This window comes from Mesotoga infera (assembly GCF_900157305.1).
GTDB classification, from domain to species: Bacteria; Thermotogota; Thermotogae; order Petrotogales; family Kosmotogaceae; genus Mesotoga; species Mesotoga infera.
On record NZ_LS974202.1, the window covers coordinates 1,701,103 to 1,718,869 of the forward strand.

The window sequence follows — 17,767 nt, forward strand, 5'->3', positions numbered from 1 at the left end:
AGCCGCAGGTTATTTAAATAAAGCGGGCACACCGGCCGGTGTGCCCGTCATTCGTTGATTTACTCTCTTACTTCAAGATTGCAGAAACCTGAGAAATAGCTGAGCGTAAATTCTCGCGACCATCAGTATATCATCTATGGAAACTCTCTCGTTAGGTTGGTGAGCCCTCTCGATGCCCCCCGGAAACAGAGCACCGAAGGCCACCGCATTCGGCACCGCCCTTGCATAAGTTCCGCCGCCGATGGCTATAGGTTTTTCGTCATGGCCGGTCATCTCTCTGTACACCTGCCTACACATTTTGACCAGATCGGAGTCAGGCGAAACGTACAGAGGATTCTTGTTGTTGTGCATCTCAACCCTGCACCCTTTGAAGGCTTCTTCGATCTGAGTCCTTACCATTGCTTCGTTGAAGAAGACCGGATAGCGTATGTTAATGACCAGCTTTATCTCGCCACCGACGAGCTTCATAGTTCCAAGGTTGAGTGTCAATTCGCCCGACATTGAGTCCCTTCCGGCTATTCCCAGAGATTCGCCGAAGAATTCGTAGCCGATCTTCGATCTCACCAGATGCAGGAAATTGCACAGCTCTCGATCGGAGAAAGGTAGATCGGCCAGAAGATCAACCATAGCGGCTAGTGCACTGTGACCTTTGTAAGGGGTCGAGCCATGGGCCGAGGCACCCGTGAATAAGGCTTCCACCTTTCCGTCGGATTCCCTGATCTCGATTCTTACCTCGTTCGAAGGCTTGAAGTTCTTTATTTTGTTGAAAATATCGGGTGCGACGCCCTTCAAAACTACCCTTGCGGTCGATGCTACCATGTTTGCCGCCTCTCCGGCCTGGAGCGATTCCATCACCAGCCCCGCTCCGCCGTTGTCAGTGAGGGAGGATATCGTGTAATTGACGATTCCCTTTTCGGCGAAGATAACGGGAAATTCGGCGTCGGGAGTGACCGACATATCAGGTATTTCTTCGTGCTTAACGTAATACTTCATGCACTCCCAGCCCGACTCTTCGTTGGTTCCAAAGATAAGCCTGATTCTCTTTGAAGGATTCGGACAGTACTCTTTGATGGCCTTGAGAGCATAGAGAGCCGCTATCATTGGACCCTTATCGTCCTGAGTACCTCTCCCCCATATCTCTCCGTCCTTGACTAGGCCGCTATATGGAGGCACTTCCCAGCCTTCGCCTTCCGGAACGACATCCAGATGTCCCAGAACTCCGAAAGTCTTTCCCGAACCGAAATCGACTATCCCGACGTAACCTTCGGCATTTCTGGCCTGAAAGCCCAGTTTCTTGGCCAGTTTCACGGTATGTTCGAGTGATTTTTTAATACCCTCGCCGAAAGGTCCTTCCTCCACCGGGTTCTCCCTAACCGATTTGATTTTGATGGATTCGGAAATTGAATTCACCATTTCATCTTTCAATGAAATTACCAGATCGTCTAGCTTCTTATCCATTACTCATCCCCCTTGCTGTTTTATGATCTCTTTTATGGTCTGCGACTCGCCCCTTCTACATACCAGCGTACCTTCGGTCGATATAACAACTATGTAGCCTTCGATGCTCGAGATACCAACTCTGGTCTGCGTGTAGTTAACCAGAAGACAGTTTTTCACATCGTACATCGAGAACTTCCCGATTATGGCGTTTCCATTCCCATCTTTGTGGAGAAGTTCGTACACCGCGTCCCAGGAACCTATATCGTTCCAGTAGAAGTTCGCGGGAACGGTGGCTACATTCGAGGATTTCTCCATCAGGCCGTAATCTATCGATATGCGCGGGACCTTTTCGTAGATCTCTTCGATTCTCGATGGGTTTTTTTTCAACTCCAGCATCGCTTCATACAGCTCGGGCAGGTGTTTCGAAAGCTCACTGTCGAAGACTTTTTTCTTCCAGACGAACATACCGGAATTCCAGTAGAACTTACCCGACTGAAAGTATTGCTGGGCCGTCTCGTAGTCCGGTTTTTCATGGAACTTCCTGACGGCGAAAACCTCTTCGCGCTCATTCAGACAGTCTCCCCTCTCTATATAGCCGTAACCTGTGTTGGGTGATGTGGGGGTAATTCCGATAGTTACCAGTGCTTCGTGTTTACCGGCGTATTCTATGGCCGTCTTCATGGTCCGCAGGAAGGTTTCTTCATCTCTGATTATGTGGTCCGACGGGACTATTACCATTATATCGTCGTCCTCGAACCTGGTACTTCCGAGGGCGATCGCAGGCGCCGTGTTTCTTCCGGCCGGTTCGAATATAACGTTATCCCCCTTGAAGAGAGGGGTGTAGTACTGAATCAATGGAAACTGCTCTCTGGTAGTGATTATAAGCAGTTCGTCCGTTAGTTTTTCCATTCTTTCGATGGTCTCTTCGATCATGGTTTTGGCAGATCCGAAATGGTGGAACTGTTTCGGTCTCTTCTCGCTGCTCACTGGCCAAAGTCGCTCGCCGATACCTCCCGCCATGATGAGGGTCTTAACCATAAATTCTCCCCCTTTTTTCTCGATGTGCTGTTAATAGCATACCAGAAAATGGCCATTTTCCGCGGAGACAACGGAGAGTTATAGTGATATATAACGCATGATGATAAAGAAAGAAAGACATTGAAGACAATATTGAGTCCCATATGCCTCTAACCGGTGTTGGTCAACTTTGCCAGGTCAGGCTCGAAAAGGCAAAATTGTATAAAGGGGGTATGCAAAGTGAACAAAGTGATTCTCAGGATCAGAATGAGCCTTCACGACGCTCACTACGGAGGCAATCTTGTCGATGGGGCTAAACTCCTGCAGCTGTTCGGTGATGTTGCGACCGAGCTGCTAATAAGAAGCGATGGCGATGAAGGACTGTTCAGGGCCTACGACAGTGTCGAATTCTTGTCTCCCGTCTATGCTGGCGATTATATAGAGGTTGCTGGCGAGATAGTTTCCAGAGGCAGAACATCGCGAAAGATGGTTTTTACGGCCACAAAGGTTATACAGGCCAGACCGGACATAAGCGATTCGGCCGCCGAGGTTCTGGACGAGCCAGTAGTCGTTTGCAGGGCCAGCGGTACATGCGTGGTTCCACTGGACAAACAGAGGAAAAAAGATGAGTAAGCTCATAATAACGGCAGCCCTGACGGGGGCCGAGGTGACAAGAGTGCAACAACCGGCCCTGCCGATAACACCCGGGGAGATTGCGCAGGCGGCTTACGACTGTTACAACGCCGGCGCGAGCGTAGTTCACGTTCATGCGCGCGAAATAGACGGAAAACCTACCCAGAGAAAAGAGGTGTACGCCGAGATCCGGGAGAGGATAGCCGAAAAGTGCAACATCATTTTCCAGCCCTCCACCGGCGGCGCGGTATGGCACACAGTTCAGGAGAGGGGAGGCCCTCTGGAGCTCGATCCCGAAATGGCGACACTCTCGACAGGGACCTGCAACTTCGGAAACGATGTTTTCTTCAACTCTCAGGAGATCATAGAGCATTTCGCACTGGAGATGCTCTCACGTAAAATAAAGCCAGAGATAGAGATTTTCGAACGCGGAATGATAGAGAACGCCCTGAGACTTGTGAAGAAAGGGCTTCTTGTACCGCCCGTTCATTTCGATTTCGTCCTCGGCGTTCCCGGTGCTTGCCCCGGTAACATAGAAGATCTGTTATATATGGTAAGATCTATTCCTCAAGACAGCACCTGGACGGTGGCAGGTATCGGACGTTATGAGCTTCCGTTGGCGGTTCATGCCATACCGATGGGAGGCCATGTAAGGGTGGGTTTTGAAGACAATATATACTACCGAAAAGGCGAGCTGGCGATTTCAAACGCCCAGCTGGTAGAACGCATCACCAGAGTCGCGAGGGAGTTAGGAAGAGAGATCGCCTCTCCTGATGAGGCCAGAGCCATACTGGGAATAAGGAAATAAGGCGGGAGGTAAGCATGAAAGGTTGTCCGTTCGGGAGTCATAGAGTAATCGAGCCGAAGGGGAGTCTTCCTCAGGCGGCGCAACGTATTGATAACACACCCCGCATAAGCGATAATGAGATACTTATAGATGTGCAGACACTCAACGTCGATTCGGCTAGCTTCACGCAGATAAAGGGTGTTTGCGGAGACAGCGAAGAAGCCGTCGCCGCTATGATAACCGATATCGTCAGGAGCAGGGGAAAGCTCCAGAACCCGGTCACGGGTTCTGGCGGCATGTTGATCGGAAGAGTTGCGGAGATAGGGAGCCTCCTGAAGGGTAGGGGCCTCGAAACTGGCGACAGAATAGCAACCCTGGTTTCACTGTCTTTAACGCCCCTCATGATAGAGAGGATAGAGAAGATCCACATGGATAAAGACCAGGTAGATATCCGAGGTAAGGCCATACTTTTTGAGAGTGGCATTTACGCCAGGCTGCCCGAAGATATGCCCGATAGACTGGCCCTTGCCATTCTGGATGTTGCCGGTGCGCCTGCCCAGGTAGATAGACTAGTGAAGCCGGGAATGAACGTGGCGATTATCGGTGCCGGTGGAAAATCCGGCCTGCTCTGCTGTTACCAGGCCAAGAAGAAAGTTGGGGCAGGAGGAAGGGTTATTGCGGTAGAATATTCGCCCGAAAATGCCGACAGGCTTTCGAGAATGGGGCTGGCCGATCATACGATAGTTGCCGACGCCACCAGGCCGCTCGAGGTGTACGGAAAAGTGAAGGAGGTCACCGGAGAAGCTCTCTGCGACGTCGTGATAAACAACGTCAATGTTCAGGTGACCGAGATGAGTTCGATTCTAATCACACGCGATGGGGGGATCGTTTACTTCTTCAGTATGGCGACTTCTTTCGCCAGAGCCGCACTCGGGGCCGAAGGTGTCGGCAAAGATATAACCATGATTGTCGGTAACGGTTACACCAGAGGCCATGCTTCCCTTGCGCTTAACATTTTGAGAGAGTCTGCGGTCATCAGAGAGTTATTCGAGAGATTATACGTTTGAGGTGAGACATATGAGAGATTATAGAGATATCCCGCTCTGGAAAGATGTCACATCCGAGCAGTGGAACGACTGGCGCTGGCAAGTGGCAAACAGAGTGAAAAGTGTTGAGGCGCTCCGGCAGGTAATAGAGATAACCGAGGAGGAAGCGCTAGGCATCTCCGAGTGTCTGAGAACGCTTAGAATGTCCATCACTCCTTACTACGCGACTCTCATGGACCAGAGAAACGAGAGATGTCCGATAAGGAGACAGGCCGTTCCGACAGACAGGGAGTTGAATATAGACAGGTGGGATATGGTAGATCCGCTCCACGAAGATGAGGACTCGCCCGTTCCCGGTCTGACTCACCGCTATCCAGATAGGGTACTTTTTCTCATCACCGATCAGTGCTCAATGTACTGCAGGCACTGCACCAGGAGAAGGTTCGCCGGTCAGCTAGACAGGCCCAGAACCAAGAAGGAGATAGACGCGGCAGTGGATTACATTAAAGAAACTCCCGAAGTGAGAGACGTTCTCCTCTCCGGTGGCGATGCATTGCTTGTGGGAGACGACTTCCTGGAGTATATACTGAGCGAGCTCCGCAGAATTTCGCACGTAGAGATAATAAGGTTGGGCACCAGGACCCCGGTGGTCCTACCCCAGAGAATAACGCCCGAACTGGTCACCATGCTGAGAAAGTATCATCCCGTATGGATCAACACACACTTTAACCACCCACTGGAGATAACGCCGGACTCGAAAAAGGCCTGCGAGATGCTCTCAGACGGCGGCATTCCACTGGGCAATCAATCGGTTCTCCTAAGGGGAATAAACGATTCGCCTTACATAATGATGGAGCTGGTCCACAGGCTGGTGGAAATAAGGGTCAGGCCATACTACATATACCAATGTGATCTCTCGCAGGGGATCGGACATTTCAGAACTTCTATCAGGAAAGGTATTGGCATAATGGAAGCCCTGATCGGAAATACATCCGGCTTCTGCGTTCCGACTTTCGTCGTTGATGCTCCCGGTGGCGGCGGTAAGATCAGGGTCATGCCGCAGTACAACATCTCCGAATCCGACAGGGTTGTAGTATTGAGAAATTACGAAGGTGTTATAACCACTTATCATGAACCGGAGGATACCGCCAGCGATGTCGATGACAGTCTTTATAAAGAGAGATACACCTTTACGGGAGTTTCCGATCTTCTTTACGGAAACGGCCTCAGTTTCGAGCCCACGGTTTTGCAGAGACGCGAAAGAATCAAACGCTGGAAGGAAAAGAGAGTGTTGAAATGAGATACGAAGAGTTCAAGGTGGGTCAAAAGTACACTGTCAAGAAGATAATAACGACGGAAATGGTTGATGCCTTTGCCGCCATAACGGGTGATAAAAACCCGGTCCACGTGGACGAGGAATTCGCGAAAACGACACGTTTCGGGAGTCGAATCGCTCACGGCATGCTGTCGGTGGGGATAATTTCCGCCATACTGGGCAACGACTTTCCCGGACCAGGTTCTATATACATGAAGCAGGATGTGAAGTTTTTCAAGCCGATTTATCTCGAGGAGGAGGTAGAGATCGATATAGAGCTGCTGGAGAAGATCGAAGAGAAAAAAAGACTTCTGGTGAGGACCACTGTAAAGAAATCATCCGGAGAGATCGCCGTTGACGGGGAGGCGCTTCTCCTCTTCATGCAAGAGTGAAAAAGTGTCGCATCTGATCGAACTTGCAAGCCTTCATCCGGTTGTCTCGATCGTCGGGATGGAGAAGAACACTGGCAAAACGGTCGTTCTTAACCATCTTATAAATGGGCTGTCCAATGAATCGGACATTACCGCAATAACCTCGGTTGGTCTGGAGGGGGAGAGGTACGACCAGGTATATCTCACAGAAAAACCCGAGGTCACTCTTCGCAGGGGCAACCTTTTTGCAACGTCTGAAAAGGATTTCCGGTCTCGCCAATTTCCGGCTGTCGTTCTGGATGTAAGGGATTTCCGCTCCCCTCTAGGGCGCACCGTTTTTGCAAAGGCGCTGTCTGACGGGGAAGTCATAGTCTCCGGCCCTTCGATAGTAGATTACCTGTCACAGACAGTGAAGTTGCTCAGAGAGTTCGGCGCGCGGAGGGTCTTTGTTGACAGTTCTACATCCAGACTGAGTCCCGGCTCGCCGGCGGTGGCTGACGCCATAATTCTGGCTACGGGTGCGGCCCTTTCGGTCAGTCCTGTAGAGTTGGTGAGGAGAACTATCCATAAGGTGAAGATCATCACTCTACCCAGCGTGGAAAAGAAAACTGGAAATAGAATGGAAGTTCTCGGTAATGGTGTCTGGATAGTGGATGGATCTGACACGAAGCTCCTCGCGGCTTCGAGTTTTTCTTTGGAGCCAGGCCTCGATCTTTCAGGGAGGACCGTTTATGTGAACGGTTCGTTGACTTCCATGACTCTCAGAAAACTGACGGTGCCGGGTGTGAGGTTGGTAGTCAGGGACTTTTCGAGGATCTTCGTTGACGAAGAATCGTTGAGATCTTTTGAGAAGGTCGGTGGCAGCATTAACGTGATTCGCAGGGTGCGACTTCTGGCCGTTACTATCAATCCCGTATCGCCTTCGGGTTACTCCCTCAGATCCGGTCAACTGAAAGAAATGCTGGAGAAGTTGCTGCCGGTACCGGTCTTCAATATTCTGGAGGAGGAAAACAGATGAATCTTTCGGCCGGCTGCGGGTTTGAGTACATAAAGGGACTGGTCGAGACATTTACCCCTATGGGTAGAAAGAGGCTTTACGGTATCTCTTTCCTGACGGAGCGAAGCCGGATAGAGGAAGAGTACGACCGTCAAGAGGACATGAAGGAGATAGCGGCCAATCCCGATAAGGTCGTTTCGATAATTTCTAGATTCAGAGATATCTCGGCTACTCTGGAAAACCTGACGGCCGGAGCGGTGCTTGACGAGGTGGAACTCTTCGAAATAAAGAGCTTCGCGATCTGGAACGAGAAACTCAGAGAACGTCTTGGCAACTGTCCTAGATGGATGAGACTTCCCGACCTTTCGGCCGTGATCGGTCTTCTCGATCCAGAAAAGACAGGGCTGGAGAGTTTCTACATCTCCGATCTCTTCGACGAGTCGCTGCCGGAACTGAGGAGAAAAATCGCGCAGTGTCAGAGAAGTGACGATCCGCGCGACAGGGAGAGAGCGGCCGGCTTGCTGGAGATGAACGCTCAGGTAGAATCTAAGGTTAGAGCCAGACTCTCGAAAGAGCTGCAAGTGTTTTCGGATAATCTATCGCTCTCTCTGAACAGGGTGGGCGATATCGATCTAACACTGGCCAAAGCGATCTTGAATGCGAGGCTGAAACTGGTGAGACCTTCGATAGTGGAGGATGCCTTCGCTTTCGAAGGGCTTTTCAACCCCGAAGTGGCACGCATTCTTTCGGAAAAAAATAAAGTCTTCCAGAGCTATTCGCTCTCTCTGAGAAAATCGACTCTCGTGATCGGAGGTAACATGACGGGGAAGTCTGTCTTTTTAAGAACTCTGGCGCTTGTCCAGACGATGTTTCAGCATGGTTTCTTCGTTCCGGCGGAGAAGGCTTCGCTGACCCCGTACGACAGGATAGTCTATTACAGCGGCGATCACCAGTCTTTTGAAAACGGTCTCTCTTCCTTTGCCGGAGAGGTGGAATTCTTGAAGGAAGCGGTAGGTATCGTCTCCCGTGGAGAAAGGGGTCTCTTTCTCTTCGACGAAATCGGAAAGAACACCAACCCGCTGGAAGGACCTGCCTTTCTGTTGGCGGCGATGGAGTACCTCAGTCGCGGGAGCGGTTGCAGGGCCGTCTTCTCTTCGCACTACGAAGAAGCGCTCGAAAACAGAGATGCCCAGCTGCTCATGGTCAGGGGTTTGGATCACAGGAAACTCTCTAGTCGAAAACGGCGGGAGATTTCTTTCTATATAGATCACACGGTACAGGAGATAGATGAATTTTCCGGCTTTCCGAGGGAGGGGACAGTCATAGCCCGACTGCTCGGGATGGACGATGATTTTTTAAAGCTGGTAGAAAAGCACCTTGATGGAGGAAAAAATGAAAAGTAAACTCGATCTCGATTTTCGAAAGGTTGAACGGGCAAGAAAACTTGCGGTGAACATCGCGGATGGTGTACAGAATTTCGTGGCCGGGAGAACAACCGTGAGCGTAGAGCGGGCTGTTTGCCGACTGATGGGTATCGACGGAGTGGATTCTTATGGGGTACCGTTGCCGAACATCGTCGTTGAGCACCTGGCATCCAGGAACCTTCTTCAGGAAGGCGCTTCGTACTGCATCGCGAACGCCATGATGAAGACAGGACTATCTCCGCAGAGAATTGCCGAAGAAATATCGGCCGGTAGGCTCGACCTGTTGAGCATGAATTACAGTGGGGAAGAAGAGGTATATGGATTTCTGGAACCCTTTGCTCAAAGAGCTATAGAGAAGATACGCGACAGAAGGTTCGAAAGAGAGGCTCTCATCGAAAGGTTAGGCGAAGGGCCGCGGCCTTATCTGTACGTGATCGTGGCAACCGGAAACATCTACGAGGACGTCGTTCAGGCACGAGCTGCGGTCAGCCAGGGAGCAGATATAGTGGCAGTCATAAGATCGACAGGACAGAGTTTGCTGGATTACGTCCCTTACGGTCCAACGACAGAAGGCTTCGGGGGAACTTACGCCACCCAGGAAAACTTCAGGATCATGAGGACTGCCCTCGACGAAATGGGCGAAAAGGTAGGTAAATATATACGTCTATGCAACTACTGTTCGGGTCTGTGCATGCCGGAGATCGCCGCGATGGGGGCGATGGAGCGTCTCGACGTGATGCTCAACGACGCCCTTTACGGGATACTTTTCAGGGATATAAACATGCAACGAACATTGATCGATCAATTCTTCTCCAGAGTCATAAATGGGTTTGCGGGTGTGATAATAAACACCGGAGAAGACAACTATCTGACCACCGCAGACGCCTACCAGGAAGCCCACACGGTTCTGGCGTCCCAATTCATAAACGAGAGACTGGCCTTGATCGCCGGTATTCCCGAAGAGCAAATGGGGCTCGGTCACGCCTTCGAGATGGACCCCGATATTGAGAATGGCTTCCTGTACGAGCTGGCCCAAGCCCAGATGAGCAGGGAGATCTTTCCAAAAGCCCCGCTGAAGTATATGCCTCCCACCAAATTCATGACCGGCAACATCTTCAAAGGTTATGTTCAGGACGCCCTGTTCAATGTCGTTTCAATCTGGACCAACCAGGGGATACAGCTTTTGGGAATGCTGACCGAGGCGATACACACGCCCTTCATGGGAGACAGATATCTGGCCATAGAGAACGCGAAGTACATATTCAACAACATGCGTGCGTTGGGAGATGAAGTGGTTTTCAAGAAGGACGGGATAATCCACGCCAGGGCTAACCAGGTGCTAGATCAGGCAATAGAACTCCTCACTGAAATAGAGGAAGACGGTCTTTTCCGGGCGCTCGAGAGGGGAGTTTTTGCCGGAGTCAGACGCCCTGTCGAAGGAGGTAAGGGACTGTCGGGCGTGGTTTTGAAAGGGGAGCGTTACAGAAATCCATTTCTTGAGAAAATGCTTGGGGGGTCTTACATATGAGTGGTTACTCTTTGGAAAGCAAAAAGCCGGATAGAGCGCTGGACTTGACCAGGATCAGGCCTTATGGTGACACCATGAACGATGGAAAGGTTCAACTGAGCTTCACGCTTCCTGTGCCGAACGGACCGGAGGCCGTCGAGGCGGCCAAGATTCTTATGAGAAAGATGGGTTTCAAAGAGCCACAGATAGTCTTCTCCAGGGAAATATCGGAAAGCTTCACCTTCTTCGTGGCTTACGGCGTGTCGATACACGAGATCGATTACTCCTCTATAAAAGTTCCGAAACTCTCCCTCGAGAAAATGTCGATGGAGGAGATCGACAGATTCATAGATGAGAGGATAAGAAGAAAAGTGGTGGTGGTCGGCGCCAGCACTGGAACCGACGCCCATACGGTTGGGATAGACGCGATAATGAACATGAAGGGGTTTGCTGGTCATTACGGGCTGGAGAGGTACCGCAACTTCACGACCTACAACATGGGAAGCCAGGTACCGAACGAAGAGCTGGTGGCGAGGGCTATTGAGGTCGGTGCCGACGCCATACTAGTCTCCCAAACCGTTACTGCGAAGAACGTTCATTTGAAGAACATGGCCGATCTCGTCGAACTTCTAGAGGCCGAGAATCTTCGCAAAAAGATTATTCTCATAGCGGGTGGGGCCAGGATCACGCACGAACTTGCTAAAGAGCTCGGTTACGACGCCGGGTTCGGACCGGGCTCGTTCGCCGAGGATGTCGCGTCTTTCATAGTGCAAAAGCTTGAGACCATGATTGGAAATCTATGATAGAATTTCTTATCGCTTACTTTCTGGGGGTAGATCCTTATGAAGACTCTGGTTGTCGTTAATCCCAACGCCAGTCACGGCGAATCTGGTAAGGATTTTGAAACGACAGTAAAGGGAATGATAAGGGAGAGACTGGGTAATTTCGACTTGCATGTCACTACCGGTCAGGGAGATGCGATGTCTTTCGTGTCCGATCACGGAGATTACGAGAGAATAATTAGTGTCGGGGGCGACGGTACGCTGAATGAGGTCGTAAATGGAATCATGAACAGCCAGTCGGGTGCCATGCTTGGCATGATAGCTGTAGGTTCGGGCAACGACTTCGCCAGAAGCATCGGTTTGACCCGTAACTACGGCAAGATGGTCGATATCGCCTGTGGAAACAAAACCCGATACGTCGATCTCTTCGAAGTGAGGTATAGAACCTTCTCTGGCGAAAAGGCTGCGAGATTCGCCGTGAACGTCGTGGGAGCCGGTTTCGATGCGGCAGTTACCAATCGGATGAATCGCTCGAGGTTCAAAACCAGCGGTAAAATGGCATATCTTTTATCATTCTTGATCGAATTTTTGACCACCAGGACTTACAAACTCAACTACACCATAGACGGTGGCGAGTTCTCCGACAGGTACTACTTTTTGACCATGGGAAACGGGAATTACTTCGGCGGGGGTATGAGGATAGCGCCGAACGCCGTCGTCGACGACGGGCTCATAGACATAGTTGGAGTCACCAATATGGCCAAGATCAGGTTGCTGTACCACTTCCCCAAGATTTACAAGGGCGAGCATTTGAAGATAGATACTGTCTGCCATCATGTATCGGAGAGAATTTCCGTGAGCAGCGATAGGGATGTTATCATACAGATGGACGGAGAAGTCGTCGGGGAGCTCCCGATGGAAATCTCCGTCCACAAAAAAGCTCTCTGTATTCTTTCAGCGTAATACTTTCAGATTTATGATGGCGCTCTCGAAGGAGAGGTTAGTGTTGTATTCGTTTCCGGCGCTTTCGTAGATGTACTCCTCTCCCGAACCGGTATTGTTGAGATCGGACTTCACATTTTTTATGGCTGCCGTCGCTCTCAAGAAGGCCCGTACATTTTTTGGTATAAAGATATCCCCGTTCGAAATCGCGGTTTTAACTTCGATTCTGGAGTTCGAGACGGCAGGGACTTTGAAATCGGCTTTCAGTACGGCACAATTGACATCCAGTTCCTCGACTTTCAAACCGGCGATGTCGAAACTCCCGTTGACGGCCGCGGTGTTCAGCTTGATTATGTATTTGTAGGCAGGGTTGAGTTTCAAAACCATAGTGCTCGAGGTTAGCCAAGATAGACTCGAATCGGTCTTAAGGGTCCATTTCTTCAAAGTCGAACTACCGCTTTCCTCGATCTTCAGATTTGCTCCCCTGATTGTGTGATCCACATGGGCTACGGTGGAAAGCGGAGCCGCCGTTTCCATCGCTTCGATCCTTATGTTCACCATGGGTAGATCGATCTGTATCTCCACAACCGTGAGTTCTTCGGTTGTTTTCAGTAGCGTCGTTTCCGATACGGTTCTGCTTCCGGAAAGGAAGGCCGAAGGCCAGAAGAAAATGAAGAGTATGAAGCAGACCGTTAGAAATGCGTTCAAGTACCTCAGCCACTTGAGTCCCTTCACCCCTGACAGTATGCTCAACCCTATGAAAACAAGGATTATAGGCCAGTAGTTAATAAGGTTGACGAAGGCATTCAGAAGAGTATCGCCAGTGAAGATACCGAAAATCAGCAGTATCCCAACGAGTACAAATATCAACCCCATCGCGAGTTTCATGCTATCATCCCCTGTTGATGGATTTATAGATGACGAATCCTCCACCGGCCACTAGAACGGCTCCTATGACGAACTTCCAGAAAACACCACTGAAGATGTTCCAGGGTGTGAATGTGCCGAGCAAGAGAGCGATACCAAATATTATTAGCACAATGGCTATTATTATCTTGCTCTTGTCGTCGGATATCTCCATTCTTGGTTTGTCTTCTATTGGTTTGCCTTCCTCGTCCATTATGACAACGTTGTTTTCACTGTTCAAAGGTTCACGCGGGATTATGAACATACCGATGATGTAGATTATCAGCCCGGCTCCGCCGGCGAAAATCAGGGCTACGAATATCAGGCGAACTATTACCGGATCGATCTCCAGATAACTTGCTACGCCGCCGGCAACGCCGTCGATCACTTTGTCTCTTCGAGATTTGTAAAGCCTCTTCCTTGTATCCAAGAGAAACACCTCCTGTCAGGATTTATCATAAAATCCTCATTGAAAATGGACATTAGCATTATAATATGCGTACTGTTAAATTTATACTTGTTCATAGATTTTTGAACTTTTTCAGCGAAACATCCCGGTGATTTGAGTTTTTGGGGGTTGAGATGCAATTAATCTTCATTGTTCCCGCAATAACAATATTGGTATTTATAGGGTTTCTGCCGATCTTCACGGCCTTTTCCGACGCTATGACAATAAATGGAATACCGAGCTTTTTGAACTTCCAGTACATATTTCAGGATCAAGATTTCATGTACAGCCTGAAGATTTCACTAGTTTGGGCCCTTTTAAACACCCTGCTCTCGCTCTCGCTGGGTTTTTTGATAGCCCATCACCTTAACAGGGCTAGAAGATGGCGATTGATATACCTGGCGCTTCTGGTTCCGTGGGGACTTCCGGTCTATATAGGTGTACCGATATGGAGGGCCATCGTGCACGGAGGAGGCGGCACTTCGATACTAAACCTGATTGGCATCGATATAAATCTTCTCACCGACCCTATAGCGTCGTTTCTAGCCGCCCTCTTTGTCAGTGTTTGGTTCAGCCTGCCGCTGACCGTCTTCGTTCTCTGGGATTCGATGGCCACTGTTCAAAACAGTCTTATAGATGTCGCGAAGATCGACGGCGGAAGCCTGTCAACCGTGCTTTTCAGTATTTATCTCCCCATGATGAAGCCGGCCCTGATAACCATGTTTACGATCAACTTCATAAAGTTCTTGAAGGAGTTCACGGTGGTTTTTCTCATGACCGACGGAGGCCCTCCACTTCTGTCAGGCTTCACAAAGAGGAGCATAATTGGTGCCACTACAACACTGGATATATTTATTTACGGCATTTTCACCGGTCGAAGTTCAACGGGCATCGCCTCGGCTTACTCGGTTTTGACGCTTCTGATGGTAGCCTTTGTGATGATTCTCTGGTTTCTGTCCAGCAGGGTCGAGCTGAACGCTCACCTTCTAATCATACTTGTGGTTGCCTCGCAGACAACGCTCGGCGGTTATGTAGGTCTCTTCTTCGGAGGTCTGTACCTCCTGTCTATATGGAAGAAGGGATTGTTCAAATATATAGTAATCGGCGATATCGCAGCCTGCCTTTTGCTCAGTTTGTTCAACGGATTCCTCCGAGGCTTCAACGCGGCCACGATAATCTCTCTGATAGTCTTTCTGATACTCAGAAGGGAGAAGGGTAGTACAACCGTTGTAAAAAGGGGCGAAAGGGTTCTGAAACTTCTCACCAGGATCGTTCTGGCGGGCGTACTGATCGCCTCCGTCCTTCCCCTTTTCGTTCTGTTCTGGATAAGCCTATCAGGACTTTCGACAACTTACATGGACACATTTCTCCCCAGATATTTCACTCTGGATAATTTCGTGAGGGTGGTAGGAGAGGAAGGAATAATCACAACTCTTCTAAACACCCTTTTCGTTTCTCTCGTTACTGGACTGGCCGTGCCTTTACTCACATTTCAGTTTGCCCTCACCTTGAGGAAGCTCAGAAACTCGCTCTCGGACATCGTAGTTGTCATATTGAACATCGTGGGCGTGATAGGTGGTATGCACACACTGGTTCCATTGTACTCCATATTCAGATCACTGGGAATGATAGACAGCTATTTTCCGGTGATACTGGTTTATATCTCCCACGCTATACCATTTTCGGTTTTCACCATAAGAACCTACCTAGAATCCGTGCCAGAGAGTCTGGAGGATCAGGCGAGGATCGACGGAGTTGGAACGGTCTCCTTTGGTTTCAGGATACTCCTGCCCCTATCCAGACCGGTGCTGACGACCTCGTTCATAGTGGCCTTCATCGGCGCTTGGAACGGTTTCCTGGCACCGCTTCTATTCCTACTGAGCGATAGTAAATACACGATGGGAGTCAAGCTCTACACGTATGTCGGCAGTCTCGGTTCTGGTAATCCTCAGTGGAACATATTCGGTGCGGCTTCCATAATAAACTTGCTAGTTATGGGTGTTGTATTCTATACTTTTAAAGGATATCTTGGTAAGACTCCGTTATCGGAAAATTATGAATAATCCTCCGAGCATTTCCTCCTGAAAGGATTTTGCTGCCTCCCTTGGAGAAATGCCGATAGGGTGTGACTGGAAACGGTCATGCCTCCCGTGCTTGGAAAGGAGGTATATTTTGAAACTTCGCGAACTGACGGTCCTGTTGTGGCTTTTGATTACTCTGTCCTGCCTGTCTTTCGAAGTGTTGCTGAACGACGAGTTGATCAGGAGCTGGGACGGCTCGCTCCTACAGTACTGCTATGACCTTCCCGAAGGAAAAGCAATACCGCTTTTTGAGATTCTCCCGCCGGTTGTCGAAAGAGAGAGGTTTCTTGTGGAAACCGAAAGGGGTCAGTTTTCGGACGTACCGACAGACTCGCTTCTCGTGTGGAAGGGCGGCGACTGGTTTCTCCATCTGGAAGGAGAAAGTCTAAAGATACTTTCCGTGATCGTTTATGGCGAACCCATCGATAACGATTACCTGCAGGTTTGGCTTGATTGGGAGGGCATAAAAGCCCTCAAAGAGTCTATCGAGAGATTCTCCTCTATCAACGGTCTGAGAATCGAAACCCGGGAAGTCCCGAAGGCTTCAAGTAAACTCATCTCACTTGTCAGGGCTCGTGGCGAAGTTCCAGATGTGATCATGGTTCAGTCGAGCGATATTCCGGGACTGGTATATGAGGAGGTCATTCAATCTCTCGATTATATTCCCACACATGGTCTATCTGGTCTATCTTCGTTCAACTATGAAGGGAGATTGTGGGCCATCCCCTTCTATTTCGATTGTCAGCTGGTGTTCTACAACCGTGAACTCGTGGGGGAAATCGATCCCGAATGGACGCTCCAAGATCTCGAGAATATTTCAAAAAATCCCGCGAGCGGTGGAGCCGGCTGGAATATTTATTCGGCCTACTGGTTTATCCCTTTCCAGCTAGGATTTGGCAAAAAAGATCTGATCGAGGAAGGGAGAGTTACGGTTCTAGATAGCTCCACGCAAGAGGCGCTCGACTATCTGGTCGAGAAGGTCAATGATGGCACCTTCAGAGCTCTCGAGCGAGACCCGATGATAAGTCTCTTCGCTTCGGGAAAGGTCGGGATAATACTATCTGGTTCCTACATGATAGAGCAGTTCGAGAAAATAGGTATAGATTTCGGGCTGGCTCCCTATCCCGAACCTTTGAGGCCCGTTCTGGACTACAAGGGTCTTGCGATAACCTCAAAGACTCGCAACCCCATCCTGGCCAGAAGACTGATAGAGTTTCTCACATCGAAGTACGTGCAGGCGAGCTTCTGCAAGGCTTCCTACAAGATCCCCTCGAGAAAGGAAGCGCTTGATTGGTTGGAGCTGAACTTTGCTATATCCAGCAGCCTTGAGAGAGGCTACCCGCTGCCGGCCGATACTCTGTACGAACTCTACAAAGACACTATGTGGAAACTGATAAGGCTGGCCATATCCGACAGACTGGGAGTGAGAGAAGTGCTGGAACAGGGGCAGAAAACCATAGACGAAAATTCAAGGGGTGTTCAATGAAAAGTCTGCTCACGATAATATTCGTGTTGCTGACTGCGATCACTTCGATAGCCGGTATTACCGTTGCCTACAACGATTCGACCTTCGTCTTCGATAGCGGCAATTTTCCCTCGCTGAGAGCTGTGATCCTTTTCGAAGGAATACAACCCCGTTCGCGTACAGAAATGACCGTGATTAAACCGAATACGAAGCGATTTCTCTGATCTCCGTCAAAGGATGTGTCGGTGGTATTAGAGAAGAGAACCTGCTGAAAGTAGAGGTCGATGACGTATATTCGAAAGTCTCCCCCTTCGGCGCCATCTATGGTAAAAAGGTTCTGGGCAATCCATGGAGATTTGGGAATGCCTGCAATAGGAAGCCATTGATCGGCGAAGATGGTAAAGTTCATCTAGGATCGGCATGGAATGAACACAAATAGTGGAAAACTCAAAATTGTTGGCTCCAAAGTATATTAGAAGGCGAAATTTTAAGAGATTAAGAGCGATGATTCGATAATCGCTCTTAATCTTTTTTAGACGTCTATAGAATGGACTAATTGGATTTCACAGAGAGTGGCGAGAAGTAGTATTCTCTTGTTAAACGATT

At 49.6% G+C, this 17,767-nt stretch carries 17 protein-coding genes and 1 riboswitch; of the genes, 13 read left to right on the top strand and 4 right to left on the bottom strand.

Features of this window, described 5'->3' with window-relative positions; translation table 11 throughout:
* Positions 1–72: 72 nt before the first annotated feature.
* Both pepV and MESINF_RS07640 read right to left on the bottom strand, forming a co-directional pair.
* Positions 73–1,458: a dipeptidase PepV gene (gene pepV, locus MESINF_RS07635; protein WP_169699265.1), complete on the bottom strand. Its 1,386-nt coding sequence runs from the start codon at positions 1,456–1,458 to the stop codon at positions 73–75.
* A 3-nt stretch (positions 1,459–1,461) separates the two neighbouring features.
* Positions 1,462–2,478 carry a mannose-1-phosphate guanylyltransferase gene (locus tag MESINF_RS07640; protein WP_169699266.1) on the bottom strand — a complete coding sequence of 339 codons (1,017 nt, stop codon included), beginning with the start codon at positions 2,476–2,478 and terminating at the stop codon, positions 1,462–1,464.
* Positions 2,479–2,724: 246 nt separating this feature from the next.
* On the opposite strand from MESINF_RS07640, the gene kal reads away from it, so the two are divergent.
* The 10 genes from kal to MESINF_RS07690 are packed head-to-tail and all read left to right on the top strand — an operon-like array spanning position 2,725 to position 12,282.
* Positions 2,725–3,090: a 3-aminobutyryl-CoA ammonia lyase gene (gene kal / locus MESINF_RS07645; protein WP_169700942.1), complete on the top strand. Its 366-nt coding sequence runs from the start codon at positions 2,725–2,727 to the stop codon at positions 3,088–3,090.
* Complete coding sequence (gene kce, locus MESINF_RS07650) at positions 3,083–3,898, top strand: 3-keto-5-aminohexanoate cleavage enzyme (RefSeq protein ID WP_169699267.1); 816 nt, start codon at positions 3,083–3,085, stop codon at positions 3,896–3,898. Before kal ends, kce begins: the two co-directional genes overlap by 8 nt.
* 14 nt (positions 3,899–3,912) lie before the next feature.
* Complete coding sequence (gene kdd, locus MESINF_RS07655; protein ID WP_169699268.1) at positions 3,913–4,944, top strand: L-erythro-3,5-diaminohexanoate dehydrogenase; 1,032 nt, start codon at positions 3,913–3,915, stop codon at positions 4,942–4,944.
* Positions 4,945–4,954: 10 nt separating this feature from the next.
* Positions 4,955–6,223, top strand: coding sequence for a lysine 2,3-aminomutase (kamA, locus tag MESINF_RS07660; RefSeq protein WP_169699269.1), 1,269 nt, complete (start codon positions 4,955–4,957; stop codon positions 6,221–6,223).
* Positions 6,220–6,630, top strand: coding sequence for a MaoC family dehydratase (locus MESINF_RS07665; RefSeq protein ID WP_169699270.1), 411 nt, complete (start codon positions 6,220–6,222; stop codon positions 6,628–6,630). The genes kamA and MESINF_RS07665 overlap by 4 nt, the downstream gene beginning before the upstream one ends.
* 4 nt (positions 6,631–6,634) lie before the next feature.
* Positions 6,635–7,627 carry a lysine 5,6-aminomutase reactivase subunit KamB gene (gene kamB / locus MESINF_RS07670; RefSeq protein ID WP_169699271.1) on the top strand — a complete coding sequence of 331 codons (993 nt, stop codon included), beginning with the start codon at positions 6,635–6,637 and terminating at the stop codon, positions 7,625–7,627.
* On the top strand, positions 7,624–9,009 hold the full coding sequence (locus MESINF_RS07675; protein ID WP_169699272.1) for a MutS-related protein: 1,386 nt from the start codon (positions 7,624–7,626) through the stop codon (positions 9,007–9,009). Before kamB ends, MESINF_RS07675 begins: the two co-directional genes overlap by 4 nt.
* Positions 8,999–10,558 carry a lysine 5,6-aminomutase subunit alpha gene (gene kamD / locus MESINF_RS07680; protein WP_169699273.1) on the top strand — a complete coding sequence of 520 codons (1,560 nt, stop codon included), beginning with the start codon at positions 8,999–9,001 and terminating at the stop codon, positions 10,556–10,558. The genes MESINF_RS07675 and kamD overlap by 11 nt, the downstream gene beginning before the upstream one ends.
* A complete protein-coding gene (gene kamE, locus MESINF_RS07685; protein ID WP_169699274.1) occupies positions 10,555–11,340 on the top strand; it encodes a lysine 5,6-aminomutase subunit beta in 786 nt (261 codons plus the stop codon). The genes kamD and kamE overlap by 4 nt, the downstream gene beginning before the upstream one ends.
* Positions 11,341–11,379: 39 nt before the next feature.
* Positions 11,380–12,282, top strand: coding sequence for a diacylglycerol/lipid kinase family protein (locus MESINF_RS07690; protein ID WP_169699275.1), 903 nt, complete (start codon positions 11,380–11,382; stop codon positions 12,280–12,282).
* Here MESINF_RS07690 and MESINF_RS07695 read toward each other — a convergent pair.
* Together MESINF_RS07695 and MESINF_RS07700 are read right to left on the bottom strand one after the other, a co-directional pair.
* The gene (locus MESINF_RS07695) at positions 12,274–13,149 is read right to left on the bottom strand and encodes a hypothetical protein (protein ID WP_169699276.1); all 876 of its coding nucleotides are present in this window, start codon (positions 13,147–13,149) and stop codon (positions 12,274–12,276) included. The two genes, MESINF_RS07690 and MESINF_RS07695, sit on opposite strands and share 9 nt — an antisense overlap.
* 4 nt (positions 13,150–13,153) lie before the next feature.
* Positions 13,154–13,597: a PspC domain-containing protein gene (locus MESINF_RS07700; RefSeq protein ID WP_169699277.1), complete on the bottom strand. Its 444-nt coding sequence runs from the start codon at positions 13,595–13,597 to the stop codon at positions 13,154–13,156.
* A 152-nt stretch (positions 13,598–13,749) separates the two neighbouring features.
* Between MESINF_RS07700 and MESINF_RS07705 the strand changes: the two genes are divergently transcribed.
* The 3 genes from MESINF_RS07705 to MESINF_RS07715 all read left to right on the top strand — a co-directional run bounded on the left by MESINF_RS07705 (position 13,750) and on the right by MESINF_RS07715 (position 17,385).
* Complete coding sequence (locus MESINF_RS07705) at positions 13,750–15,678, top strand: ABC transporter permease (protein WP_169699278.1); 1,929 nt, start codon at positions 13,750–13,752, stop codon at positions 15,676–15,678.
* Positions 15,669–15,796, top strand: a riboswitch (molybdenum cofactor riboswitch). (Overlaps the previous gene by 10 nt.)
* Entirely contained in the window at positions 15,788–17,182 is a 1,395-nt protein-coding gene (locus MESINF_RS07710) for a sugar ABC transporter substrate-binding protein (protein WP_169699279.1), read from the top strand. It overlaps the preceding riboswitch by 9 nt.
* Positions 17,179–17,385, top strand: a complete 207-nt coding sequence (locus MESINF_RS07715) for a hypothetical protein (RefSeq protein WP_169699280.1) — start codon at positions 17,179–17,181, stop codon at positions 17,383–17,385. Before MESINF_RS07710 ends, MESINF_RS07715 begins: the two co-directional genes overlap by 4 nt.
* Positions 17,386–17,767 lie beyond the last annotated feature (382 nt).

Bases quoted from the DNA above. Each gene is read 5' to 3' on its own strand.
- pepV (WP_169699265.1), bottom strand. From the start codon at position 1,458: ATGGATAAGAAGCTAGACGATCTGGTAATTTCATTGAAAGATGAAATG.
- MESINF_RS07640 (WP_169699266.1), bottom strand. From the start codon at position 2,478: ATGGTTAAGACCCTCATCATGGCGGGAGGTATCGGCGAGCGACTTTGG.
- kal (WP_169700942.1), top strand. From the start codon at position 2,725: ATGAGCCTTCACGACGCTCACTACGGAGGCAATCTTGTCGATGGGGCT.
- kce (WP_169699267.1), top strand. From the start codon at position 3,083: ATGAGTAAGCTCATAATAACGGCAGCCCTGACGGGGGCCGAGGTGACA.
- kdd (WP_169699268.1), top strand. From the start codon at position 3,913: ATGAAAGGTTGTCCGTTCGGGAGTCATAGAGTAATCGAGCCGAAGGGG.
- kamA (WP_169699269.1), top strand. From the start codon at position 4,955: ATGAGAGATTATAGAGATATCCCGCTCTGGAAAGATGTCACATCCGAG.
- MESINF_RS07665 (WP_169699270.1), top strand. From the start codon at position 6,220: ATGAGATACGAAGAGTTCAAGGTGGGTCAAAAGTACACTGTCAAGAAG.
- MESINF_RS07675 (WP_169699272.1), top strand. From the start codon at position 7,624: ATGAATCTTTCGGCCGGCTGCGGGTTTGAGTACATAAAGGGACTGGTC.
- kamD (WP_169699273.1), top strand. From the start codon at position 8,999: ATGAAAAGTAAACTCGATCTCGATTTTCGAAAGGTTGAACGGGCAAGA.
- kamE (WP_169699274.1), top strand. From the start codon at position 10,555: ATGAGTGGTTACTCTTTGGAAAGCAAAAAGCCGGATAGAGCGCTGGAC.
- MESINF_RS07690 (WP_169699275.1), top strand. From the start codon at position 11,380: ATGAAGACTCTGGTTGTCGTTAATCCCAACGCCAGTCACGGCGAATCT.
- MESINF_RS07695 (WP_169699276.1), bottom strand. From the start codon at position 13,149: ATGAAACTCGCGATGGGGTTGATATTTGTACTCGTTGGGATACTGCTG.
- MESINF_RS07705 (WP_169699278.1), top strand. From the start codon at position 13,750: ATGCAATTAATCTTCATTGTTCCCGCAATAACAATATTGGTATTTATA.
- MESINF_RS07715 (WP_169699280.1), top strand. From the start codon at position 17,179: ATGAAAAGTCTGCTCACGATAATATTCGTGTTGCTGACTGCGATCACT.